18 protein-coding genes and 2 pseudogenes are annotated in these 25,151 nt (G+C 61.0%); 12 read left to right on the plus strand and 8 right to left on the minus strand.

Annotated features, from left to right (window positions below; all coding sequences use genetic code 11):
* Positions 1–35: 35 nt before the first annotated feature.
* A complete protein-coding gene (locus tag M2400_RS04330) occupies positions 36–1,313 on the plus strand; it encodes an O-acetylhomoserine aminocarboxypropyltransferase/cysteine synthase family protein (RefSeq protein WP_177076093.1) in 1,278 nt (425 codons plus the stop codon).
* Here M2400_RS04330 and M2400_RS04335 read toward each other — a convergent pair.
* Positions 1,299–2,012, minus strand: coding sequence for a DUF4123 domain-containing protein (locus M2400_RS04335; protein ID WP_259195266.1), 714 nt, complete (start codon positions 2,010–2,012; stop codon positions 1,299–1,301). The two genes, M2400_RS04330 and M2400_RS04335, sit on opposite strands and share 15 nt — an antisense overlap.
* Positions 2,009–4,030: a type VI secretion system tip protein VgrG gene (locus M2400_RS04340; protein ID WP_259195265.1), complete on the minus strand. Its 2,022-nt coding sequence runs from the start codon at positions 4,028–4,030 to the stop codon at positions 2,009–2,011. The genes M2400_RS04335 and M2400_RS04340 overlap by 4 nt, the downstream gene beginning before the upstream one ends.
* 187 nt (positions 4,031–4,217) lie before the next feature.
* Here M2400_RS04340 and M2400_RS04345 point away from each other — a divergent pair, with 187 nt between their 5' ends.
* The 3 genes from M2400_RS04345 to M2400_RS04355 all read left to right on the plus strand — a co-directional run bounded on the left by M2400_RS04345 (position 4,218) and on the right by M2400_RS04355 (position 5,867).
* The gene (locus M2400_RS04345; protein WP_259195263.1) at positions 4,218–4,712 is read left to right on the plus strand and encodes a DUF2165 family protein; all 495 of its coding nucleotides are present in this window, start codon (positions 4,218–4,220) and stop codon (positions 4,710–4,712) included.
* A 173-nt stretch (positions 4,713–4,885) separates the two neighbouring features.
* On the plus strand, positions 4,886–5,488 hold the full coding sequence (locus M2400_RS04350) for a hypothetical protein (RefSeq protein WP_259195262.1): 603 nt from the start codon (positions 4,886–4,888) through the stop codon (positions 5,486–5,488).
* Positions 5,478–5,867 (plus strand): hypothetical protein, encoded by a 390-nt coding sequence (locus M2400_RS04355; protein WP_177120433.1) that lies wholly within the window; start codon positions 5,478–5,480, stop codon positions 5,865–5,867. The genes M2400_RS04350 and M2400_RS04355 overlap by 11 nt, the downstream gene beginning before the upstream one ends.
* A gap of 94 nt (positions 5,868–5,961) precedes the next feature.
* Here the strand turns inward: M2400_RS04355 and putP are convergent, their stop codons facing one another.
* Both putP and M2400_RS04365 read right to left on the minus strand, forming a co-directional pair.
* The gene (gene putP, locus M2400_RS04360; protein WP_010169263.1) at positions 5,962–7,446 is read right to left on the minus strand and encodes a sodium/proline symporter PutP; all 1,485 of its coding nucleotides are present in this window, start codon (positions 7,444–7,446) and stop codon (positions 5,962–5,964) included.
* 122 nt (positions 7,447–7,568) lie between these two features.
* Entirely contained in the window at positions 7,569–7,874 is a 306-nt protein-coding gene (locus M2400_RS04365; RefSeq protein ID WP_177120432.1) for a hypothetical protein, read from the minus strand.
* A 29-nt stretch (positions 7,875–7,903) separates the two neighbouring features.
* Between M2400_RS04365 and putA the strand changes: the two genes are divergently transcribed.
* Complete coding sequence (gene putA, locus M2400_RS04370) at positions 7,904–11,857, plus strand: trifunctional transcriptional regulator/proline dehydrogenase/L-glutamate gamma-semialdehyde dehydrogenase (RefSeq protein ID WP_259195261.1); 3,954 nt, start codon at positions 7,904–7,906, stop codon at positions 11,855–11,857.
* A 255-nt stretch (positions 11,858–12,112) separates the two neighbouring features.
* Positions 12,113–13,915, plus strand: coding sequence for an acyl-CoA dehydrogenase (locus M2400_RS04375; RefSeq protein ID WP_177128766.1), 1,803 nt, complete (start codon positions 12,113–12,115; stop codon positions 13,913–13,915).
* On the opposite strand, the gene M2400_RS04380 is transcribed toward M2400_RS04375, so the two are convergent.
* A complete protein-coding gene (locus M2400_RS04380) occupies positions 13,912–14,205 on the minus strand; it encodes a cell division protein ZapA (protein ID WP_003209415.1) in 294 nt (97 codons plus the stop codon). The genes M2400_RS04375 and M2400_RS04380 overlap by 4 nt on opposite strands.
* The gene (locus M2400_RS04385) at positions 14,202–14,432 is read right to left on the minus strand and encodes a hypothetical protein (protein WP_003209413.1); all 231 of its coding nucleotides are present in this window, start codon (positions 14,430–14,432) and stop codon (positions 14,202–14,204) included. Before M2400_RS04385 ends, M2400_RS04380 begins: the two co-directional genes overlap by 4 nt.
* Positions 14,433–14,775: 343 nt before the next feature.
* On the opposite strand from M2400_RS04385, the pseudogene M2400_RS33460 reads away from it, so the two are divergent.
* The 6 genes and pseudogenes from M2400_RS33460 to trxC all read left to right on the plus strand — a co-directional run.
* Positions 14,776–15,429, plus strand: a pseudogene (locus tag M2400_RS33460) (MCP four helix bundle domain-containing protein); the annotation flags it as partial.
* A gap of 306 nt (positions 15,430–15,735) precedes the next feature.
* Positions 15,736–16,335: pseudogene (locus M2400_RS33465) on the plus strand (methyl-accepting chemotaxis protein); the annotation flags it as partial.
* Between the two features lie 232 nt (positions 16,336–16,567).
* On the plus strand, positions 16,568–18,310 hold the full coding sequence (locus M2400_RS04395; protein ID WP_177041170.1) for a potassium/proton antiporter: 1,743 nt from the start codon (positions 16,568–16,570) through the stop codon (positions 18,308–18,310).
* Between the two features lie 70 nt (positions 18,311–18,380).
* Positions 18,381–21,731: a mechanosensitive channel MscK gene (mscK, locus tag M2400_RS04400; RefSeq protein WP_177041168.1), complete on the plus strand. Its 3,351-nt coding sequence runs from the start codon at positions 18,381–18,383 to the stop codon at positions 21,729–21,731.
* A 50-nt stretch (positions 21,732–21,781) separates the two neighbouring features.
* Positions 21,782–23,245, plus strand: a complete 1,464-nt coding sequence (selO, locus tag M2400_RS04405; RefSeq protein WP_259195259.1) for a protein adenylyltransferase SelO — start codon at positions 21,782–21,784, stop codon at positions 23,243–23,245.
* Between the two features lie 200 nt (positions 23,246–23,445).
* A complete protein-coding gene (gene trxC / locus M2400_RS04410; protein ID WP_259195258.1) occupies positions 23,446–23,880 on the plus strand; it encodes a thioredoxin TrxC in 435 nt (144 codons plus the stop codon).
* Here trxC and M2400_RS04415 read toward each other — a convergent pair.
* Both M2400_RS04415 and M2400_RS04420 read right to left on the minus strand, forming a co-directional pair.
* Positions 23,868–24,083: a DUF6124 family protein gene (locus tag M2400_RS04415; protein ID WP_259195257.1), complete on the minus strand. Its 216-nt coding sequence runs from the start codon at positions 24,081–24,083 to the stop codon at positions 23,868–23,870. The genes trxC and M2400_RS04415 overlap by 13 nt on opposite strands.
* A gap of 168 nt (positions 24,084–24,251) precedes the next feature.
* Positions 24,252–25,022 carry a ParA family protein gene (locus M2400_RS04420; RefSeq protein WP_003209397.1) on the minus strand — a complete coding sequence of 257 codons (771 nt, stop codon included), beginning with the start codon at positions 25,020–25,022 and terminating at the stop codon, positions 24,252–24,254.
* Positions 25,023–25,151: the final 129 nt, after the last annotated feature.

Here is a 25,151-nt window from a genome sequence, read left to right on the forward strand (position 1 = left end):
TGGCCAGCAATTATCCATGGAGGTCATAAAAACTCATGAAAGACGCCACCATCGCCCTGCACCACGGCTTCAAGTCGGACCCCACCACCAAGGCCGTCGCCGTGCCGATCTACCAGAACGTCGCCTTCGAATTCGATAACGCCCAGCACGGTGCCGATCTGTTCAACCTGGACGTTCCCGGCAATATCTACACCCGCATCATGAACCCCACCAACGACGTGCTGGAGCAACGCATCGCGGCGCTGGAAGGCGGCATCGCGGCCCTGGCCGTGTCGGCCGGCAGCGCGGCGATCCACTATGCGATCCAGACCCTGACCCGCGCCGGCGACAACATCGTGACCACTCCGCAGTTGTACGGCGGCACCTACACCTTGTTCGCCCACTTGCTGCCGAGCTTTGGCGTCGATGTGCGTTTCGCCCGTGACGACTGCGCCGAAGCCATCGCCGAACTGATCGATGACAACACCAAGCTGGTGTACTGCGAAAGCATCGGCAACCCGGCGGGCAATATCATCGACATCGAAGCCCTGGCCGATGTCGCCCACGCCCGCGGCGTGCCGCTGATGGTCGATAACACGGTGGCCACGCCGATCCTGTGCAAACCGATCCAGTTCGGCGCCGACATCGTCGTGCACTCGGTGACCAAATACGTGGGCGGGCATGGCAACTCGCTGGGTGGCGTAATCGTCGACAGCGGCACCTTTCCCTGGACGCAGTACCCGGAGAAATTCCCCGGTCTCAACCAGCCCGAGCCGGCCTATCACGGCGTGGTCTACACCGAGAAATTCGGCCCCGCCGCGTTTATCGCCCGAGCCCGCACTGTCCCCCTGCGCAACACCGGCGCGGCCCTGGCGCCGATGAATGCATTCCTGCTGCTGCAAGGTTTGGAAACCCTGGCCTTGCGCATGGAGCGCCATACCGAGAACGCGCTGAAGATCGCGCATTTCCTGCAAGACCACGAACAGGTGGAATGGGTCAGCTATGCCGGCCTGCCGGATCACCCGCACCATCATCTGGCGCAGAAATACATGCAGGGCAAACCGTCGGCGATTCTTTCGTTCGGCCTGAAGGGCGGTTACGAGGCCGGCGTGCGGTTCTACGACTCACTGCAAATCTTCAAGCGCCTGGTGAACATCGGCGATGCCAAATCCCTGGCCTGCCATCCGGCATCTACCACCCATCGCCAGATGAATGAACAGGAACAGGCAAAGGCCGGAGTGAAGCCGGAAATGATTCGCCTGTCGGTGGGCATCGAAGCCATTGAAGACCTGATCGAGGACCTGCAGCAGTCCCTGGCTTCAACCCAACTCTGAGGCCAGCCACGCAGCCAACGCCTGATGGCTGACATCCGGCCCGCGCGCAAAGTGAGCGACCTTGTGTTTCAAGGTCGCCGGCGCAAAGGCGCTGTGCAGGTCCGGGCGCTGTTCTTCCAGCCATTGCAGCAGGTTGTCTACCAGCGTGACGCTCGATTGGTCACTCAGGTGTTGGAGAACCTGCGGCGGCACTTTCCACCACGGGCTGGGCTTTGCCGCTCCCGCCGTCGAGATCGCGACCTCATGCGGGTGACCATTGATCCAGTAGCGACTGAATACAGGGAGCAACTCCCGCGCCCCAGGCCCTAGCGCCTGCAAAACAGGCAGCGTGTAGGCACCATCCCAAAAGCGAAAAAACACCGCCTGCCCATCCGGCAACAGCACCTTGGTCAGGCTGCGCAAATGCTCGGCAACGGTTTGCAGAGAACAGGACGACACGGCCAGCCAACCCCAGTCGGTACCTTCGCATTCAGCGGCCCATTCCAGAAAAGCACTATCAACGGCAACTACTGCAACGCAGGGCATCACCTCATCCCACGCTGCATACTCGGTACCCGCCCAGATTGGACTGAGTGCCCGCCCATCGGTACGACGCCAAGCCTCGAGCGGCTTGCAGTCACTGGCATTGCCCAACACCGCAAACAACTGCTCACCCGCCTTCAACGGCGCAGACTCAAGCCACTGCCCAGGAGAAATCATGGTGCACCTCCTGCCAACGATGCACTGCGATGCAAAGACGTATTGCACACGCCATTCCGGCAGCGCTCGCACTCCTCACAAAAGGGCGCACCGCGTTTCAGGCTGAACACCTGCACGGCACTCAGTGGTGCCGGAATTACCGCCAGCAGTTTTTCCTGTAGCCCTGGCATCAACGGTGCTCCCGCCGGTGCAGGCGCCCCGCCCAGCTGGATAGGAACGCTGCTGAAAATCCCGCCCGCCGACACATTGATCCACTGCCCACCAGCCTGGAGGGTCGCGCTGGCGCCCGCATCGATAACAATGCTTTGCCCCGCGCCGATTTGAATGGTCAGCCCGGCACGCACCTGCTGCGAGCCGGCGATCATCAGGTGATCGTCCTGCTTGAGTTCAGTCAGGCGGTTACCGTGAACGGTGCGCTGCTCTTCGCCCTGAAGCTCGTGACGGTCAAGACCTTTGATGATCACACTGCGTTGATTGTCGACCTGCACGTGCTGGTCGTGGAGTACGTGCTGGGTCCAGTTGCGCTGGGCCCGCAGGTAGATTTCCTCGGCGCCCTTGCGGTCCTCGATGCGCAACTCGTTATAGCCACCGCCGCCGGGGCTGGTCTGGCTACGGAAGATGCTGCGGGTCTTGTCCGCCGGCAGGTCCAGGGGCACCGGCGTCGCCGCGTTGGCCAGGCAGCCGACCACCAGCGGCGTGTCGGCGTCGCCGTCGACGAAGCCCACCAGCACTTCCATGCCCACCCTCGGGATCAACACCGCGCCGTAATGCTCATGGGCCCAGCCACTGGCCACCCGCAGCCAGCAGCTGGAGTGTTCGTTGTTTGCGCCAGCGCGATCCCAGGCCAGTTGCACCTTGACCCGGCCGTACTCATCACAATGAATTTCACTGTCGACGGGCCCGGTGACCAGCGCATTCTGGTAACCGGATATCGGCGTGCGTGGCGGCGGTAGCCCGGGGCGAAACACCGTGTCCCACGGCGTGGCGACGAAGGTGTTGCTGTAGCCCTGGGCGGCTCCATCGCCCACAGACTCTTCGAGCACCTGCGGCTGGCTGCCGGTATGAGTGACCTGCGTCACCAGCCACAGATCATTCCATTCCTCCCGTGGATGCGCTGCCAGCTTGAAGAACTGACCACTGACCAACGCCGGCTGATCACCACTGCCATGGGCCTGGCGATAGTCGCCGCGGTGCCGCTCAAGGGCCCGTTGCGCCAGGTGTTTGCCATGGGGACGGTCAGTGAAATGTCCGGGGTAATCGTGATTTTCCAGGGACGGGAGCTGTTCACCGAGCACTTCGCTTTCCAGCTGCAGGCGCGGTTTGCGAAAGTCATAATCCCGCAGGTTTACACCCGTTGTCCGGGTTTCCAGGCGCACTGAAAAGCGCTTGATCACGGGGGTATCGGCGACCATCCCTGAGCCAGGCGCATACTCCGTCGGCTGCTCGCCCTGGCTGAACACCGCCTGATCATCGCCAAACACCAACAGGTGCCCGTCGGGGCTGTGCTGGAAATGGTAGTGAATCCCCAATTCGGCACACAGCCGCTGGATAAACCCCAGATCGCTTTCACCAAACTGCACGCAATACTCGCGCTCGGGATACTCAGCGCCCAGCCTGAATTCGAATGCATCGCCCTGGATGCCCTGCCCCTCCAGCACCTGCCTGATGATCTGCGGCACGCTATGGTGCTGGAAAATACGTTGGTGACTGCTGTGTTGCAGGTACGCCAGGCGTGGCACCAGGCTGATCTGGTAGCGCGTCAGGCGCCGGCCGGAATCGCCTTGGGCAACGCGGTAGACCTGGCCGTGAACGCCGTGCCCCTGGGCATCAAAGCCCAGGAAGGCCTGGCGATGCAGGAGGCTCTCAAGGTCAAGGTCTGGCTGTTCGCTGACCAGTTCCAGGTCAAAGCGAAAAGGCTGGCTGATGGCTTCGTTGCCCTTGAACTCATAAACCTTGAGATCACTGGGCATACCGTCGAGGGTCAGGGTGAAAGCACTTTGATTGGCAGGAGCGAACATCCGGTGTTTCTCTGCGAGTAGTGGGCGAGCGATTCTGCACCAGCTTTTTGCCAAGCTGAGCGCGCCGCAGGCAAATCAGTAAATCCCTACATCCCAGGCGCTTTAATCTTCATGTATCAGGCGTCGAAGCCCTACCACCAGCGTGCTAGCGTATTCATCCCCATCGCCCCATGACAATGGAAAAAACATGGCCACCCGCTACGCAAAAATCGTCCTGACCCTGGCCGTGGCAGCCTTCGCCACACTCGTCGCCTTCAGCAACATCACCGACTACGGCTCCAACTTCGCCTTCGTCAAGCATGTGCTGAGCATGGACACCACCTTCCCGGGCAACGCCGCGATGTATCGCTCCATCACTACCCCGTGGCTGTGGCACGCTGCGTATTGGCTGATCATTGCAGGTGAAGCACTGACGGCAGTGTTGCTGGCACGAGGCGCGCTGGCCTTGTGGCGGGCTCGCCGTGCCACCGGCGCCGAGTTCCACCGCGCCAAGAAAGGCGCAGTCACGGGTCTGACCCTCGGGTTTGTGGTGTGGTTTTTCGGCTTCATGGTGATCGGCGGCGAATGGTTCCTGATGTGGCAATCCCATCAGTGGAACGGCCAGGAAGCCGCGTTCAAGTTTTATATGGCGATCCTGGGTGTGCTGATTTTTCTTAATCAGCCGGATGCTGATCACGGCTGAAAGACTACGAAATCGACGTCGGTGGATGCCCTTTCACAAACTACTGTCAGATAGCAGACGGTAGTTTGTAGCCCTTTTCCCAAAGTATAAAAAACGCCTCACATTCAACGCTCACATCCCCCAGGTGAGCCCTTAAATTGCGGTGCCATCTCCATCGGAAAGGACCGCATAATTTGCAGGACATTGGCAAAACGCTCGAAGAAATTGATGCACTGCACAAACAGTCCCTGCGCCAGGGCGGCGGTGCCGTGCGGGACGATTTCCTGGCGCGGCGCCGAACCCTGTTCGCCAAGCTGGAGGCGCAAATGCAAGGCTTTGCGCGTTACGGCACCCGTTTGCGCAATGAGGGTTCGATCAAGAAAATGCTCGGGATATCCACCCGAAGTTATCTGCACACCGGGGAAATCAACAGGTATTCCGAAACGCTTGCGCGGGTGTCGAAGACGGCCAAGCTGCTGAAAAATGGAACACCGCTGGGGATTGCGCTGAGCACTACGGCGTCGGCGCTGGAAATCAAGGAGGCTTGCTCTACAGGGAGAGAAGAGCAATGCAGGAAAGCGAGATATGTGGAGGTGGGGAAGTTGGCGGGCGGGATGGCAGGTGGGTTTCTAGGTGGTGCCGCGGGTTCCGCGTTGTGCTTTCTCGTATTGGCGCCCACAACTGGTCCTGGGTCATTAGGCTGCCTATTGATAGCGGGTGGTGTTGGGGGCGCTGCCGGAGGAAATCTGCTTGGGATTGCCGGCGAAAAAATCGGGGATCTATTGTATGAACATTGACCACGCCCTCCAGTACCCCTTGAAAGATCTGGTGCTTATAGGCTCCTCATTTCTCATAATTGCTTACGGCATGTTCGGAATGTACCTGGCTTACCGAAAGCTTGAGGTAATGGAAAGCCATCTCAACAAGTGTCGCCTTGTCGAGTTCCATAGTGGCTTCTGGGGAAGCTCGCCGCGAGGCAGAATGCTAAGACTAGGTGCAGTCTATGCGGCACTCGTGTTTACCAAACGAAATGCAAGACGCGGCATCATCGATTTACAGCAGGTACAAGACTTTCCGAAAGGCATGAAATACCTACTGCACTGCACTGCTATTTTCGGACTGATGTGGATAACAGCTGCGGCAATCTTCTACTTTTGCTATTACCTTACGCTGTAAAAAACTGCGGCCTTTAAGCCTTTCAAAAAAAACGGCCCGTCATCCAAAAGATGCGGGCCGTTTTCAGTTCAGCGGGCCTTCAAGCCCCCGCCGATTACTTGTTGAGGTTGTAATCCGCCTCGGCCGCATCAAACCGCTGAACCATGCCAGCCGTCGGCGCGCCCAGCTTGCTCACGAAGTAAATTGCCAGGCTCGCGAAGATAAAGCCCGGGATGATTTCGTACAGGCCCAACAGGCTGAAGTGCTTCCACACGATCACCGTGATCGCGCCCACCAGGATGCCGGCCAGCGCGCCATTGCGCGTCATGCCTTTCCACAGGACGGAGATCAGCACTACAGGACCGAACGCAGCACCAAAACCGGCCCAGGCGTAGCTCACCAGGCCCAACACGCGGTTTTCCGGGTTGGCGGCCATGGCGATGGCGATCAGCGCCACCAGCAGCACCATGGCACGACCGACCCATACCAGTTCAACCTGAGAGGCGTTTTTGCGCAGGAAGGTTTTGTAGAAGTCTTCGGTCAGGGCGCTGGAGCACACCAGCAACTGGCAGCTCAGAGTGCTCATTACCGCCGCCAGGATGGCCGACAGCAGCACACCGGCAATCCACGGGTTGAACAGCAGCTTGGCCAGTTCGATGAACACACGCTCGTGGTTCTCGGTCACGGGGCCGGCGACTTCCGGGTGCGCCGAGAAGTAGGCGATACCGAAGAAGCCCACCGCCACGGTGCCACCCAGGCACAGGATCATCCAGGTCATGGAGATACGACGCGCATTGGCAATCGACTTCACCGAATCCGCCGCCATGAAACGCGCGAGGATGTGCGGCTGGCCGAAGTAACCCAGGCCCCAGCCCATCAGCGAAATGATGCCGATGAAGGTGGTGTTTTTCAGCATGTTGAAGTTGTCAGGGTTCTGCGCTTCGATCGCCAGGAAGGTGGTATCGACGCCACCGGTGGCCAGCAGCACGATGATCGGAGTCAGCAGCAGGGCGAAGATCATCAGCGTGGCTTGTACGGTGTCTGTCCAGCTCACCGCCAGGAAACCACCGACAAAGGTGTAGGCAATCGTCGCGGCAGCACCGGCCCACAGCGCGGTCTCGTAGGACATGCCGAAGGTGCTTTCAAACAGGCGGGCGCCGGCCACGATGCCGGAAGCGCAGTAAATGGTGAAGAACACCAGGATCACCACTGCAGAGATGATCCGCAGCAGGCCGCTTTTATCTTCGAAACGGCTGGAGAAGTAATCCGGCAGCGTCAGGGCGTCGCCGTTGTGCTCGGTCTGCACCCGCAGGCGACCGGCTACAAACAGCCAGTTCAGGTAGGCACCAACGATCAGGCCGATGGCGATCCAGCTTTCCGACAGGCCAGACATGTAGATCGCGCCGGGCAAGCCCATCAGCAACCAGCCGCTCATGTCCGAGGCGCCGGCCGAGAGCGCGGTGACCACGCTGCCGAGGCTGCGACCGCCCAGAATGTAGTCGGAAAGGTTATTGGTGGAGCGATAGGCCATGAAGCCGATCAGCACCATGGCAGCGATATAGATCACAAATGTGATCAAGGTAGGATTACTTACGCTCATTGAGTTACGCCCTGGCTTTGTTTTTATGTAGCGGCGGTCTGTCAGGACGGCCACCCACTCGCAAGTGGATAGACGAAGCCTGGCGCCGCGCATTTATGACTGACGTTTCCCCAGGAAAGCCATCAGCCGATGAACCGTCCGTAAGAGGTTGCACCTTGGGCGCGAATGCTATTCAACAAAGTAAATAAGGTGCAACCAGTTTCTTGAGAATAAGTTGCACCTTGATGTTTTTTTAAGAAAACACCGTGTTTTTGCTCCTTTTCGGAGCAAGCACAGCCAAAGTCAGAACCAATTGCACCAAGGCGCAGCCGATTCGGCTGCGGCGATAAATTTTCCCGATCAGCATCAAAAAAATCATGGATAAAAAGGGTTGCACCCGGTTGCACCTCTCTCGGCGCAAAGCTAATCTTGCCGCCAGCTGATGCCACGCGGTAGTGGCACCCATGAGGATAAAAAGATGGCTACGACCACCCTTGGGGTCAAACTTGACGACCCGACCCGCGAGCGCCTGAAGGCGGCCGCGACCTCCATTGATCGCACGCCGCACTGGCTGATCAAGCAGGCGATTTTCAATTACCTGGAGAAACTCGAGGGTGGTGCAACCCTGGCCGAGCTCAACGGCTTGGCCAGCAAGGACGCAGAAGAAGCCGGTGAGGTCCAGACCGACCACGCCCACCAGTGCTTCCTGGAGTTCGCCGAGAGCATCCTGCCGCAATCCGTGCTGCGTGCCTCGATCACCGCCGCTTACCGTCGCCCGGAGCCGGAAGTGGTACCGATGCTGATCGAGCAGGCTCGCCTGCCAGCGGCAATGGCCGAAGCCACCAACAAGCTCGCCTCCTCGATCGCCGAAAAACTGCGCAATCAGAAAAGCGCCGGCGGCCGTGCAGGCATCGTCCAGGGCTTGCTGCAAGAATTCTCCCTGTCGTCCCAGGAAGGCGTCGCGCTGATGTGCCTCGCCGAAGCACTGCTGCGCATCCCGGACAAGGGTACCCGCGACGCGCTGATCCGCGACAAGATCAGCACCGGCAACTGGCACCCACACTTGGGCAACAGCCCGTCGCTGTTCGTCAACGCCGCCACCTGGGGCCTGCTGCTGACCGGCAAACTGGTCGCCACCCATAACGAAGCCGGCCTGACCTCGTCCCTGAGCCGCATCATCGGCAAGAGCGGCGAGCCGATGATCCGCAAGGGCGTCGACATGGCCATGCGCCTGATGGGCGAGCAGTTCGTCACCGGCGAAACCATCGCCGAAGCCCTGGCCAATGCGAGCAAGTTCGAAGCCAAGGGCTTCCGCTATTCCTACGACATGCTCGGTGAAGCCGCACTCACCGAACACGACGCGCAGAAATACCTGGCCTCGTACGAACAAGCCATCCACTCGATCGGCAAAGCGTCCCACGGCCGTGGGATTTATGAAGGCCCGGGCATCTCCATCAAGCTTTCGGCCCTGCACCCGCGTTACAGCCGTGCGCAGTACGAGCGCGTGATGGACGAGCTGTACCCGCGCCTGCTGTCCCTGACGCTGCTGGCCAAGCAATACGACATCGGTTTAAACATCGACGCCGAAGAAGCCGACCGCCTGGAGCTGTCCCTCGACCTGCTGGAACGCCTGTGCTTCGAGCCGCAACTGACCGGCTGGAACGGCATCGGCTTCGTGATCCAGGCTTACCAGAAGCGTTGCCCGTATGTGATCGACTACGTGATCGACCTGGCGCGCCGCAGCCGCCATCGCCTGATGATCCGCCTGGTGAAAGGCGCGTACTGGGACAGCGAAATCAAGCGCGCCCAGGTCGAAGGCCTGGAAGGCTACCCGGTGTACACCCGCAAGGTGTACACCGACGTTTCCTACATTGCCTGCGCACGCAAGCTGCTCTCGGTACCGGAAGTTATTTACCCGCAGTTCGCCACCCACAACGCCCATACGCTGTCGGCGATCTACCACATCGCCGGTCAGAACTATTACCCCGGCCAGTACGAGTTCCAATGCCTACACGGCATGGGTGAACCACTCTACGAGCAGGTTGTAGGCAAGGTCTCCGAAGGCAAGTTGAACCGTCCGTGCCGCGTGTACGCACCGGTCGGTACCCACGAAACATTGCTGGCCTACCTGGTGCGTCGCCTGCTGGAAAACGGCGCCAACACTTCGTTCGTCAACCGTATCGCCGACCAATCCATCTCGATCCAGGAGCTGGTGGCGGATCCAGTGGCCAGCATCGAGCAGATGGCGACGCTGGAAGGCGGCTTCGGCCTGCCGCACCCGCGTATCCCGCTGCCCCGCGACCTGTATGGTGCCGAGCGCGCCAACTCCGCCGGTATCGACCTGGCCAACGAACACCGTTTGGCGTCGCTGTCCTGCGCCCTGCTGGCTACCGCCCACAACAGCTGGAAAGCCGCGCCGATGCTCGGTTGCGCTTCCAGCAATGAAGCCGCAGTGCCGGTGCTGAACCCGTCCGACCTGCGTGACGTGGTCGGCCACGTACAGGAAGCCACCGTCGAAGACGTCGACAACGCTATCCAGTGCGCCTTGAACGCAGGGCCAATCTGGCAGGCCACCCCGCCCGCCGAACGCGCCGCGATCCTGGAACGTGCCGCTGATTTGATGGAAGGCGAGATCCAGCCACTGATGGGCCTGCTGGCCCGCGAAGCCGGCAAGACCTTCGCCAACGCCATCGCCGAAGTGCGTGAAGCCGTGGACTTCCTGCGTTACTACGCAGTGCAGGCCCGCAACGACTTCACCAACGACGCCCACCGCCCATTGGGCCCGGTGGTGTGCATCAGTCCGTGGAACTTCCCGCTGGCGATCTTCAGTGGCCAGGTTGCCGCTGCACTGGCCGCCGGTAACCCGGTACTGGCCAAGCCGGCTGAGCAAACCCCATTGGTGGCCGCACAAGCCGTGCGCCTGCTGCTGGAAGCCGGGATTCCGGAAGGCGTGCTGCAACTGCTGCCGGGCCAGGGCGAAACCGTCGGTGCCCGCCTGGTGGGTGACGATCGCGTCAAGGGCGTGATGTTCACCGGTTCCACCGAAGTGGCGCGCCTGCTGCAACGCAACGTCGCCGGTCGCCTGGATGCACAAGGTCGTCCGATCCCGCTGATCGCCGAAACCGGTGGCCAGAACGCGATGATCGTCGACTCCTCGGCGCTGACCGAACAAGTGGTCATCGACGTGGTGTCGTCGGCCTTCGACAGCGCCGGCCAACGCTGCTCGGCCCTGCGCGTACTGTGCTTGCAGGAAGATTCCGCTGATCGCGTGATCGAAATGCTGAAAGGGGCAATGGCTGAGTGCCGCCTCGGTAACCCGGAACGCCTGTCGGTGGATATCGGCCCGGTGATCGACGCCGAAGCCAAGGCTGGCATCGAGAAACACATCCAGGCCATGCGCGACAAAGGCCGCAACGTTTACCAGGTGGCCATTGCCGACAGCGAAGAGGTCAAGCGCGGCACATTCGTGATGCCAACCCTGATCGAACTGGAAAGCTTCGACGAGTTGCAGCGGGAGATCTTCGGCCCGGTGCTGCACGTGGTGCGCTACAAGCGTAAAGAGATCGACCAGCTTATCGGCCAGATCAATGCCTCCGGCTATGGCCTGACCCTGGGCGTGCACACCCGTATCGACGAGACCATCGCCAAGGTGATCGACAACGTCCATGCCGGTAACGTCTACGTGAACCGCAACATCGTGGGTGCCGTGGTCGGCGTGCAGCCGTTCGGCGGCGAAGGCCTGTCGGGTACCGGCCCTAAAGCTGGCGGCCCGCTGTACCTGTACCGCCTGCTGTCGACACGTCCTACGGATGCCATCGAGCAATCCTTCGTTCGCGGTGATGCTCTGGCCGCACCGGATGTACGCCTGCGGGATGCCATGAGCAAGCCGCTGACCGCCCTGCAAACCTGGGCCGACAGCAACAAGCTCAGCGACTTGAGCGCCCTGTGCGTACAGTTCGCCGCGCAATCCCAAAGCGGTATCACCCGCCAACTGGCCGGCCCGACCGGCGAGCGCAACAGCTACGCCATCCTGCCCCGCGAGCACGTGTTGTGCCTGGCGGAAGTGGAAGGCGACCTGCTGACGCAACTGGCCGCCGTGCTGGCAGTCGGCAGCTCGGCGGTATGGCCGGAAACTGAATTGACCAAGGCCGTGTTCGCACGCCTGCCGAAGGATATTCAGGCGAAGATCACGCGAGTGGCTGACTGGACCAAGGATGAAACCGTGTTTGATGCCGTACTGCATCACGGCGATTCCGACCAACTGCGTGGGGTTTGCCAGCAAGTGGCCAAGCGTGGCGGGGCGATTGTCGGGGTTCACGGCTTGTCTTCGGGCGAAACCGGGATTGCCCTGGAGCGCCTGGTGATCGAGCGCGCGCTGAGCGTCAACACTGCGGCGGCGGGCGGTAACGCCAGCCTGATGACCATCGGCTAACTGACAAAACGCGGTCGAAATGTGGGAGCTGGCTTATGTGGGAGCTGGCTTGCCTGCGATGGCATCACCTCGGTGTATCTGACACATCGAGGTGCCTGCATCGCGGGCAAGCCCGGCTCCCACAAAAGCTCCCACACTGACCGTGTTTGCAACTCACCGCTGTTGTTTTGCCCCTCCATCACCCAGATCAATCTTGCTATCCAGCCTCTATTTGCGCACTTAGACTCAGGCCTATTCCCACACAGGTAAGCCGCCATGTCCGAGACGCTGCTCAGTTCCCGCAATCTGGCTTTCGAGCTGTACGAAGTCCTCGATGCCGAGGGCCTGACCCAGCGCGAGCGGTTTGCCGAACACAACCGCGAAACCTTCGACGCCGCCATCGGCACCGCCCGCAGCATTGCCGAGAAATTCTTCGCGCCGCACAACCGCAAGGGTGACGAGAACGAACCGCGCTACGAGAACGGTCAGGCGATTCTGATTCCTGAGGTGAAACCGGCCGTGGATGCCTTCCTCGAAGCCGGCTTTCTCAATGCCGCCCGCAGCTTCGAAGCCGGTGGCATGCAGCTGCCGACCCTGCTCTCCCAGGCCTGTTTCGCACACTTCCAGTCGGCCAACGCCGCCTCCACGTCCTATCCGTTCCTGACCATGGGCGCCGCCAACCTGATCGAGAGCTTCGGCACCGAGGAGCAGAAGCAACGCTTCCTGCAACCGATGATCGAAGGCCGCTTCTTCGGCACCATGGCCCTGACCGAGCCCCATGCCGGTTCATCACTGTCGGATATTCGCACCCGCGCAGAGCCGGCAGCTGACGGCAGCTATCGCCTCAAGGGCAACAAGATCTTCATCTCCGGCGGCGATCACCCGCTGTCGGAAAATATCGTGCACATGGTGCTGGCCAAGCTGCCGGACGCGCCCGCCGGAGTGAAGGGCATTTCGCTGTTTATCGTGCCCAAATTCCTGGTCAACGACGACGGCAGCCTGGGCAAACGCAACGATGTGCTGCTGGCCGGGCTGTTTCACAAGATGGGCTGGCGCGGTACCACGTCGACTGCGCTGAACTTCGGCGATAACGGCGAGTGTGTCGGCTATCTGGTGGGCAAGCCGCACCAGGGCCTGAGCTGTATGTTCCAGATGATGAACGAGGCGCGGATCGGCGTCGGCATGGGCGCCGTGATGCTCGGTTACGCTGGCTACCTGTATTCCCTGGAGTACGCCCGCGAACGCCCCCAAGGCCGCCTGCCCGACAGCAAGGATCCCAACACCGCGCCGGTGTCGATCATCCAGCACGCCGATATCAAGCGCATGCTGTTGACGCAAAAAGCCTACGTGGAAGGCGCCTTCGACCTCGGTCTGTATGCCGCGCGACTGTTCGATGACACCACGACGCTCACCACCGAAACCGAGCGCAAACAGGCCCACGAACTGCTGGATCTGCTGACGCCGATCGTCAAATCCTGGCCGTCGGAGTTTTGCCTGAAGGCCAACGAGCTGGCGATCCAGATACTCGGCGGCCACGGCTACACCCGCGAATACCCGGTGGAACAGTACTACCGCGACAACCGCCTGAACCCGATCCATGAGGGCACCCACGGCATTCAGTCGCTGGATCTATTGGGACGCAAGCTGGCGCAGAACGGCGGCGCGGGCTTGAAGCAACTGATTCGCCTGATCGCCGAGACCGGCGCGCGGGCACAGGAATACCCGTCGCTGACCGCCTTGCGGGAACCGCTGGAACAGTTGGTGGCACGCCTGCAAAGTGTCACCCTCGGCCTGCTGACGGATCTCGCCCAGGGCAAGGTCAACAGCAGCCTGGCGAATTCGGCGCTGTACCTGAAAGTGTTCGGGCATACGGTGATTGGCTGGCGCTGGCTGGAACAGGCGATTCGCGCCGAGGAAGGGCTGGCCAAAGGCAATGCTGCCGATGTCGCCTTCTATAAGGGCAAGCTCCAGGCCGCCCGGTACTTCCTGACGTGGGAAATACCGGGCTGCCATCATGAACTGGCGATTCTCGAGGCACGTGATGACACGTGCCTGGGGATGCAGGATGAGTGGTTCTAAGGCGTTCCGATCGCCTTGGAAATCACCTCGACCGTGGCGCTGACTTGCTCTTGGTAACGGTCGAGTTCCTGCTGGTGGTGCTTTTGCATTTCGATCTGCTCGGCGCACAGGTTCAGCGCCGCCAGCACCAATAGCTTGTCACCGATCAGCGTCGGGTACTTTTTCTTGGTGGTGGCCAGGGATGCCTTGAGCATCGTCACGGCGCTCATCAGGGTGTTGTCTTCCCCCTCCGGCGCCTTGATCGAGTAATCCTCACCGAGAATCGAAACGACCTTTATCCCTTCATTCATGCGCTGACAGGACCTGCGCTCACACGCTCAACCAACGCCTGGATACGGGCAGCGGTGGCGCCCTGCTTTTCTTCCTGTTCCATCAGGTTCAGCTGCAAGCTGTCGTTTTCATCCTTGGCGCGAGCCAGTTCGGCCTTGAGGGATTCGTTGGTGCCCAGCAGATCCTGGTTCTGCTGTACCAGGTCGCTGACCAGTTGTTCCAGTTGGCTGAGGGATGCTTCTAACATTTTGATTTCTCGGGCTTTTTCAAAGGGCGGTGACGATAAAGAAAATTCACCTCGGATGCCAGGGTTATCCCCGGCGCGGGGCCTTGATTTTACAGGGCAGGCCACGCTTTCGAGCCTTAGTGACTGCATTTATGGCATCTGGTTCCTGAATCCCGTCGGCCCGTCCAAATCTGCGACAAAAGCGCGCACCCCCTCAAGACTTTAGTCGTATGACCGATAGGTCATGGACACCCCGCCCAAACCCCGCATGGATCGCGCTTCTCCCCAGGATCACAGCATGTCTCTTCGTAATATGAATATCGCGCCGCGAGCCTTCCTCGGCTTCGCGTTGATTGGCGCGCTGATGTTGTTTCTCGGCGTGTTCGCGTTGAACCAGATGAGCAAGATTCGCGCGGCGACGCAAGACATCACCCTGAGCAGCGTGCCGAGCATTCGTGCCCTGGATGAGTTCACCCAGCTGACCCTGCGTCTGCGGGTGCTGTCCTATCGCTTGCTGACCAACCGCGAGCCCGACGTCCAGCAAAAGACCCTTGAGTCGTTTGACGTGCGCAACCAGCAGATCCGCACCGCGCAGGGCATCTACGAAAAACTCATCGATAGCAGCGAAGAACGTGCTGCCTACGATGAATACGTGCGCCTGCTGGCCCAGTACCATCAGATCGAAGAGCGCATGAAGAGCCTGTCCCGGGCCAATCAGGTGGAAGAACTGCGCACGCTGCTGAACACCGAGCTGCTGAGCAACTCGGATCAGGTCAACGCCGTATTGAACCGCCTGCTGGACATCAACAACAAGATGGCCCTGGCCACCAACCAGCAAGCCGCCGACCAGTACGACATGGCCTTTGAGCTGGTGGTGATCCTGCTGATCCTGGCCACTGCGCTGACCATGCTGTTCGCCTGGCTGCTGACCCGCAGCATCACCCAGCCGATCGCCCAGGCCCTGGACGCCGCCGAGGAAATCGCCGAAGGCAACCTCACCCGCCCGATCAAGGTGGAAGGCAACGACGAAGCCGGCCGGCTGCTGCTGGCGATGGCCAAGATGCAGGACAAGCTGAAGGACACCTTGCAGCGCATTTCCGGCTCGGCCACCCAACTGGCCTCCGCCGCGGAAGAGCTGAACGCCGTGACCGACGAAAGCGCCCGCGGCCTGACCCAGCAAAACAACGAAATCGAACAGGCCGCCACGGCGGTGAACGAGATGACCAGCGCGGTTGAAGAAGTGGCCCGCAACGCGGTCAGCACCTCCGAAGCCTCGAAAAACGCCACTTCGTCTGCGGGCGATGGCCGTGATCTGGTGCAGGAAACCGTCAGCGCCATCGAGCGCATGAGCAGCGATGTGCAAGCCACTGCCACCCTGATCGGCAACCTGGCGGAAGAGTCCCGGGACATCGGCAAGGTGCTGGACGTGATTCGCGGCCTGGCCGACCAGACCAACCTGCTGGCCCTGAACGCGGCGATTGAAGCGGCGCGCGCCGGTGAAGCCGGGCGTGGTTTTGCGGTGGTGGCGGATGAAGTGCGGGCCCTGGCCCATCGCACCCAGCAGTCCACCAGCGAAATCGAGCGGATGATCGGCAGCATTCAGGCCGGTACCGAGCATGCGGTGGATTCGATGCGCAACAGCACCGAGCGTGCGGAATCGACGTTGAACATCGCCAAGGGCGCGGGGATGTCGCTGGATACCATCAATACCGCCATCGTTGAAATCAACGAGCGCAACCTGGTGATCGCCAGCGCTGCTGAAGAACAGGCGCAGGTGGCGCGGGAAGTGGATCGCAACCTGGTGAATATCCGCGATTTGTCGGTGCAATCGGCGACCGGGGCCAGCCAGACGAGTGCGGCGAGCAGTGAGCTGTCGCGGTTGGCGGTGGATTTGAACGGGATGGTGGGGCGGTTCCGGCTTTAACTGACACCGGTGATCCCTTGTGGGAGCTGGCTTGCCTGCGATAGCAATCTGACAGTCACGATCTCCAGTGACTGACACACCGCGATCGCAGGCAAGCCAGCTCCCACATTTGACCTGCGTACATCCCCAACACCTTTTTTGACAGCACAGCAATTCAACAGGTTAGAATCGCTGGCACGCAGACTGCATGGTCAGTTTGCGCCTCGTCTTTCCTGCTCATGGAGTACTGCCTTTGAATGCGACGACCATCAACAGCCTGTTCTTGATCGGCGCGTTGCTGGTAGGTGCGAGCATTCTGGTGAGTTCTCTTTCGTCCCGCCTGGGGATCCCGATCCTGGTGATCATCCTGGCCGTGGGCATGATCGCCGGCGTCGACGGCGGCGGCATCATCTTCGATAACTACCCTACCGCCTACCTCGTGGGCAACCTCGCCCTGGCCGTGATCCTGCTCGATGGCGGCCTGCGAACACGGGTAGCCAGTTTCCGCGTGGCGCTCTGGCCCGCGTTGTCCCTGGCGACGGTCGGGGTGCTGATCACCACCGGTCTCACCGGCATGGCAGCCGCCTGGCTGTTCAACCTCAACATCATTCAAGGCCTGCTGATCGGCGCCATCGTCGGCTCCACGGACGCCGCCGCCGTGTTCTCGCTGCTGGGCGGCAAAGGCCTGAACGAACGGGTCACCGCCAGCCTGGAAATCGAATCCGGCAGTAACGACCCGATGGCGGTGTTCCTCACCGTCACCCTGATCGACATGCTCGCCAGCGGCCAGACCGGCCTGCACTGGAGCCTGCTGACGCACCTGATCCGCGAATTCGGGATCGGCGGCATCATCGGCCTGGGCGGTGGCTGGTTGATGCTGCAGATGGTCAACCGGATCAACCTGGCCAACGGCCTGTACCCGATCCTGGTGATTTCCGGCGGCCTGTTCGTGTTTGCCCTGACCAACGCCTTGCACGGCAGCGGCTTCCTCGCCGTGTACCTGTGCGGCCTGGTGATCGGCAACCGCCCGGTGCGCAGCCGTCATGGCATCTTGCATATGCTCGACGGCATGGCCTGGCTGGCACAGATCGGCATGTTCCTGGTGCTGGGCCTGCTGGTCACGCCCCATGACCTGCTGCCCATTGCGCTGCCGGCCCTGGGCCTGGCGCTGTGGATGATTCTCTTCGCACGGCCGCTGTCGGTGATCGTCGGCCTGCTGCCGTTCAAGGCCTTCCATGGTCGAGAGAAAGCCTTTATCGCCTGGGTCGGCCTGCGCGGCGCGGTACCGATCATCCTGGCGGTGTTCCCGCTGATGGCCGGCCTGCCCCACGCCCAGCTGTACTTCAACCTGGCGTTCTTTATCGTGCTGGTGTCGTTGCTGGTACAAGGCACGAGCCTGCCGTGGGTCGCCAAATTGTTGAAAGTGACGGTACCGCCCGAGCCTGCGCCGATTTCCCGGGCGGCCCTGGAAGTGCACGTCACCAGCGAGTGGGAGCTGTTCGTCTATCGCCTGGGTGCCGAAAAATGGTGCATCGGTGCGGCCCTTCGCGAACTGAAAATGCCCGAAGGCACGCGGATCGCTGCGCTGTTTCGCGGCCAACAACTGCTCCATCCGTCGGGTAGTACGGTGCTGGAAGTCGACGATCTGCTCTGCGTGATCGGCCATGAACACAACCTGCCGGCCCTCGGCAAACTGTTCAGCCAGGCACCGCAACGGGGCCTCGACCTGCGCTTCTTCGGCGACTTCGTACTGGAAGGCGACGCCCAGCTGGGCGCGGTGTCGGCGCTGTACGGGCTCAAGCTCGAGGGCATCGACCCCGACATGCCGCTGAGCCGCTTCATCACCCAGAAAGTCGGCGGTGCGCCCGTGGTCGGCGACCAGGTGGAATGGAACAACACCATCTGGACCGTCGCGGTCATGGACGGGAACAAGATCGGCAAAGTCGGCGTCAGATTCCCCGAAGGAAGTCGCCCGGGTCCCGGACTCTTCCTCTAAACTGCGGGGCGACGGCGCGCCAGTCGATGTCAGGACGCCCCCTATTTATCACCTTGCTTGACCGGTCTCTATGACAATCCTGCGCACCTTTTTAGCCACTGCCCTGCTAGGCCTGACCCTCTGCGTCGGCACCGTACACGCGGCCGACCCGCCCAGCATCGACTCCGTCCAGCAAACCCTGGACAAGCTGCCGGACCGCAAGCTGCCCGACGCCGACATGAAGGCGCTGCAATCCATCCTGCAGCAGACCCTCACCTTCCTCGGCAACCAGCAGGACTACCAGCAGCGCCTGGTGGACCTCAAGCGCCAGCTCGAAGACGCGCCGCGCCAGACCGTCGACAACCAGCGCGAACTGGTCCGGCTCAAGGCCACCAAGGTAATTCCGGTCGCCCAGCGCTACGCCACCTTGCCGGTGCCGCAACTTGAGCAACTGCTGGTGCAGCGCACCACCCAGCAAGGCGACCTGCAAAAGGAACTGGCCGACGCCAACAGCCTGACCATCGCGGCGCAGACCCGCCCCGAGCGCGCCCAAACCGAAATCAGCAGCAGCCAGACGCGCATCCAGCAGATCAGCGCGACCCTCAAGGCCGGCAAAGACAATGGCAAGACCCTCAGCGGTGACCAGCGCAACCAGCTGAACGCCGAGTTGGCCGCCCTCAACGCGCTGATTCCCTTGCGTCGCCAGGAACTGGCCGGCAACAGCCAGCTGCAAGACCTGGGCAACAGCCAGCACGACCTGGTACTGGAAAAAACCGCCCGCCTGGAGCAGGAAATCCAGGACCTGCAAACCCTGATCAACCAGAAGCGCCTGGCCCAATCCCAGGAAACCGTGACCCAGCAATCCATCGAAGCCCAAAAGGCCGGTGGCAGCAGCCTGCTGGCCACGGAAAGCGCGGCCAACCTGAAACTGTCCGACTACCTGCTCAAAAGCACCGACCGGCTCAACGAACTGACCCAGAAAAACCTGCAGACCAAGCAGCAACTGGACAGCGTGACCCAAAGCGACTCGGCCCTGGACGAGCAGATCAACGTACTCAAGGGCAGCCTGTTGCTGTCCAAGATCCTCTACAAACAGAAGCAGGCCTTGCCGCGCCTGACCGTAGACCGCGACCTGGCGGACGACATCGCCAACATTCGCCTGTACCAGTTCGAGGTCAACCAACAGCGCGAACTGATCAGCACCCCGAGTACCTACGTCGACAGCCTGCTGGCCAACCAGCCGGCCGACCAGGTGACGCCACAACTGCGGCGCACCCTGCTGGAACTGGCGATCACCCGCAGCGACCTGCTGGAGCGCCTGAGCCGGGAACTGAGCGCACTGCTCAACGAATCCATCACCCTGCAACTGAACCAGAAGCAACTGCTGAGCACCGCCACCACCCTGCGGGCGACCCTCGACGAGCAGATGTTCTGGATTCCCAGTAACAAGCCGCTGGACACCGAATGGCTGGAAACCGTACCGGCGCACCTGAGCAAACAGGTGACCACCCTGCCGTGGGCTTCAAGCGTCAGCGAACTGTATGACGGCCTGACCCAACGCCCTCTGCTGTTCCTGCCCCTGCTGCTGTTGATCGGTGCCCTGCTGTGGCGCCGCAGCGCCCTGTATGCCCGGCTGAAAAAAATCCACATGGACATCGGCCACTTCAAGCGCGACAGCCAGTGGCATACGCCGGTGGCTATCCTGGTGAATATCGCGCTGGCGATGCCGGTGGCGCTGGGCCTGGCGCTGTGCGGCTATGCGCTGCAGATCGATGCCCGCGGGCAAAACGCCAACCTCGGCGCGGCCCTGCTACAGATCGCCCAAGCGTGGCTGGTGTTCTACACCGCCTACCGAATCCTTGCGCCCGGCGGTGTGGCAGAGCTGCATTTCCGTTGGGAAAAACCCCAGGTCGAATTCCTCCAGGGCTGGGTGCGCAAGCTCGGGCTGGTGGTACTGGCATTGGTGGCCGTAGTTGCCATCGCCGAGCACCAGCCGGCAGCACTGGCAGACGACGTGCTGGGTATTGGCGTGGTACTGACCTGCTACGCCTTGATGGCCTGGTTGCTCGGGCGCCTGCTGCTCAATAGCCCGACCCACGAAAAAGCCTCGCTGTTCCGCAAAGCCGTCGGCCTGGTGTTTACCGCGCTGCCGGTCGCGCTGTTTATTGCCGTGTGTTTTGGCTACTACTACACCGCCCTGAAACTCAGCGACCGGCTGATCAACACCCTGTACCTGCTGATGTTCTGGCTGGTGATCGAAGCCACCTTCGTGCGAGGCCTGGGGGTTGCCGCACGGCGCCTGGCCTACGCGCGGGCCTTGGCCAAACGCCAGGCGGCCAAGGAAGCGGGCGATGGCGAAGCGGTGATCGAAGAGCCGACCCTGGACATCGAACAGGTCAATGAACAGTCGATGCGCCTGATTCGCCTGGCCTTGCTCGGCGGCTTTATCGCTGCGCTGTACTGGGTGTGGTCTGACTTGATCTCGGTATTTTCCTACCTGGACAACGTCACCCTCTACGAATACACCAGCGGCACCGGCGCCAATATCAGCATGGTGCCCATCAGCATCGGCGACTTGCTCGGCGCCTTGATCATCGTCGGCATCACCTTCGCCCTGGCACGCAACCTGCCCGGCCTGCTGGAAGTGTTGGTGCTGTCCAAGCTCGACCTGGCCCAGGGCAGCGCCTACGCCACCACCACGTTGCTGTCCTACGTAATTGCCGGCGTGGGCTTTGTCTCCACCCTGTCGACCCTCGGCGTGAGCTGGGACAAATTGCAATGGCTGGTGGCCGCGCTGTCGGTGGGGTTGGGCTTTGGTATGCAGGAGATCTTCGCCAACTTCATCTCCGGCATCATGATCCTGTTCGAGCGCCCGGTGCGGATCGGCGACACCATCACCATCGGCAACCTGTCGGGCACGGTGAGCAAGATCCGCATCCGCGCCACCACCATCACCGACTTCGACCGCAAAGACATCATTGTCCCGAACAAAACGTTCATCACTGGGCAACTGATCAACTGGTCGCTGACCGACACAATCACCCGGGTCACCCTGAAACTGGGCGTGGACTACGGCTCGGACCTGGACCTGGTGAAGGAATTACTGCTCAAGGCCGCCGCCGAAAACCCGCGCGTGTTGAAGGACCCGGCGCCCCACGTGTACTTCCTCAACTTCGGTGAAAGCACCCTCGACCACGAGCTGCGCATGCATGTGCGGGATCTTGGCGACCGCAACCCGGTGATCGATGAGGTCAACCGCTTCATCAACCGCGAGTTCAAGAACCACCACATCAACATCTCGTTCCGGCAGATGGAGGTTTACCTGAAAAACCTGCATGGCCAGGAATACAAGCTGGTGCCGGTAGAGGAAGAAAACCGGACCATCCTGCCGCCCGCCCAGGACCAGGACCTGCCCGAGCCGCCGCCCGCCAAACTCGACTAAACGCGTTATCCCCAGCAGAATGGTCGGACATTCTGCTCAGGAGATGGCCGTTGAAAGCCCTCGACGAACTGACCTTCGACAACCGCTTCGCCCGCCTGGGCGACGGTTTCTCAACCCACGTACTGCCCGAGCCCATCGACGCACCGCGTCTGGTGGTGGCGAGCAACGCGGCCATGACGCTGCTGGACCTCGACCCTGCCGTGGCCGAAACGCCGGTATTCGCCGAGCTGTTTGGCGGGCACAAGCTGTGGGCCGAGGCCGAGCCGCGGGCGATGATCTATTCCGGGCATCAGTTTGGTTCCTACAACCCGCAACTGGGCGACGGCCGCGGGCTGTTGCTGGGCGAGGTATATAACCAGGCAGGCGAGCATTGGGACCTGCACCTCAAGGGTGCCGGGCAAACCCCGTACTCGCGCATGGGCGATGGGCGCGCGGTGCTGCGCTCGTCGATTCGGGAGTTTCTGGCGTCGGAAGCGTTGCATGCGCTGGGTATTCCCAGCAGTCGGGCGCTGTGCGTGATCGGCTCTGACACCCCGGTGTGGCGCGAGAAACAGGAGCGGGCCGCCATGGTGCTGCGCCTGGCCCACAGCCATGTGCGCTTTGGGCATTTCGAATATTTCTACTACACCAAGAAACCCGAGCTGCAGAAGGAGCTGGCGGAGCACGTGTTGTCGTTGCACTTCCCGGAGTGCATGGAACAGCCCGAGCCGTACCTGGCGATGTTCCGCGAAATCGTCGAGCGCAATGCCGAGCTGATCGCCAAATGGCAGGCCTATGGGTTCTGCCACGGCGTGATGAACACCGACAACATGTCGATCCTCGGCATCACCTTCGACTTTGGGCCGTTTGCATTCCTCGATGATTTTGACGCGCAGTTCATCTGCAACCATTCGGATCATGAAGGGCGTTATTCCTTCAGTAATCAGGTGCCGATCGGGCAGTGGAATTTGAGCGCGTTGGCGCAGGCGTTGACGCCGTTTATCAGCGTTGAGGCGTTGCGGGAAACGCTGGGGTTGTATCTGCCGTTGTTCCAGGCGCACTACCTGGACCTGATGCGCCGCCGATTGGGCCTTACCACCGCCGAAGATGACGACCAGAAGCTGGTGGAGCGCCTGCTGCAACTGATGCAGAACAGCGGCGTCGACTACACCCTGTTCTTCCGCCGCCTGGGAGATGAATCTGCGGTACTGGCCGTGGCGCGGTTGCGCGACGATTTTGTCGACCTCAAGGGGTTTGATGAGTGGGCCGAGCTGTACAAGGCCCGTGTGGAGCGCGAAGCCAGCGGCACAGAAGAGCAGCGGCGTGAGCGGATGCACGGGGTGAACCCGCTTTATATCCTGCGCAATTACCTGGCGCAGAACGCTATCCAGGCGGCTGAGCTTGGGGATTACAGCGAAGTGCGCCGGCTGCATGAAGTGCTGACCAAGCCGTTTGAAGAGCAGCCGGGGATGGAACAATACGCCCAGCGGCCGCCGGACTGGGGGAAGCATTTGGAGATTAGTTGTTCGTCGTAGGAGTGAGCCAATGTGGCGAGGGAGCTTGCTCCCGTTGGACCGGGCTGGCGCTCCAGTGCGCAGCGCTCCCGATTTTTTGGGGCCGCTTCGCAGCCCAGCGGGAGCAAGCTCCCTCGCCACAATAGGTGCCTTAGCGCTCCTTGATAAACCTCTGCACTGGCTCCAAATAGAACCCATTGGCCACTTTCACGGAGCCCACCATGTCCGACTCTCTCGTCATCCCCTGCCCCCACTGCAGCGGTCTTAACCGCATCCCCAATGAACGCCTGGGCGATGCGCCTAAATGCGGGCGCTGCAAACAACCGGTGCTATTAAGCAAATCCTTTGAGTTGAAACAGGGCGACTACGCCAGCCAGATCAAGGGCGACCTGCCGTTGCTGGTGGATGTGTGGGCCGAATGGTGCGGGCCATGCAAGTCGTTTGCGCCGGTGTTTGAACAGGCTGCCGGCCAGTTGGCCGGGAAATGCCGATTGGCCAAGCTCGATAGCGAGGCCAATCAGCAGTTATCCGCTCAGTTGGGTATTCGCTCGATTCCCAGCCTGATCCTGTTCAAGAATGGCCGGGAAGTGGCGCGTCAGAGCGGGGCGTTTCCGTTGCCGCAGTTGATGAGCTGGCTGCGCAGTCAGGGCGTTTGAGGTAGCGGGACGCCCCGGCCCATCACTTGCCCCATCAGCAATACACCCAATTCGCTCAGTTGATGAATGGCCAACGCGACATCGCGCTGCTTGCCGGTGAGGTCGTCGGAAAGGTCGAGCAAGAGGGTGGTGACTGAGGAGAAGGTTTCGTAGGTGTTGAGGATCAGGGTTTCGGTGGTTTGGCCGGGCGTAACTGTAGGCAACGGCGCAAGACGACGATTTCCCTGTAGGAACAAAGACCCAATGTGGGAGCTGGCTTGCCTGCGATAGCATCACCTCGGTGTAACTGACAAACCGAGTTGACTGCATCGCGGGCAAGCCCGGCTCCCACACAAGCAGGCTCCCACATGGGTTTTGTGTCGCCTGCTGGATCACGCGTTTTCCAGCAGGTTATGCAACTCCACAAACTGCTGTGTCAGCTTGTGCCGTGGGTCCAGGTGGATCAGCGGCATGTTGGCCTGGTGCGATTCACGCATGCGCACCGAGCTGGTCAGGTACACCGGCAGCACCGGCAAGCCTTCGGCAATCAGTTCATCCAGCATCTGCTGCGGCAGGCTCGCCCGGGCCTGGAACTGGTTGACCACAATCCCTTCCACTTCCAGCCCTTCGTTGTGGTCTTCCTTCAATTCTTCAATCTCTGCCAGCAGGCCATACAGCGCCTGACGGGAGAAGCTGTCGCAATCGAACGGGATCAACACGCGATCAGCGGCAATCAGCGCCGAAACCGCATAAAAATTCAACGCCGGTGGCGTATCCAGGTAAATCCGGTCGTAGTCCTCGCTCAATTCATCCAGCAGCTTTCGCAGCTTGTTGATCTTGTGCTTGGCCTCAAGCTTGGGCTGCAAGTCCGCCAGTTCCGCCGTGGCGGTGATGACGTGCAGGTTGTCGAACGGGGTCTCGTAGATATCTACCTGGTTTTTCTTCGAAAACGGCCCGGAAGACAGGGTTTGCTTGAAGAAATCGGCGATACCCATAGGAATATCATCGCCGGTCAGGCCGGTGAGGTACTGGGTTGAGTTGGCCTGGGCATCGAGGTCCACCAACAGGGTTCGATAGCCTTCGCTGGCGCTGACCGCCGCCAGGTTGCAGGCGATGCTGGACTTGCCAACTCCGCCTTTTTGGTTGAACACCACGCGCCGCATGGAAAAACCTCCGTGTATCAATGAATGACCGAGTGTAGAGGGCAAAAGCGCTGGTTAGCTACCTCGTTTGTTCCTGTACTACAGCATCAGAGGCTCTATCTCGCACAACAATTTCCCGTCCGTCCGACA

Source organism: Pseudomonas sp. BIGb0558, assembly GCF_024807515.1.
Taxonomy (GTDB): Bacteria; Pseudomonadota; Gammaproteobacteria; order Pseudomonadales; family Pseudomonadaceae; genus Aquipseudomonas; species Aquipseudomonas yamanorum_A.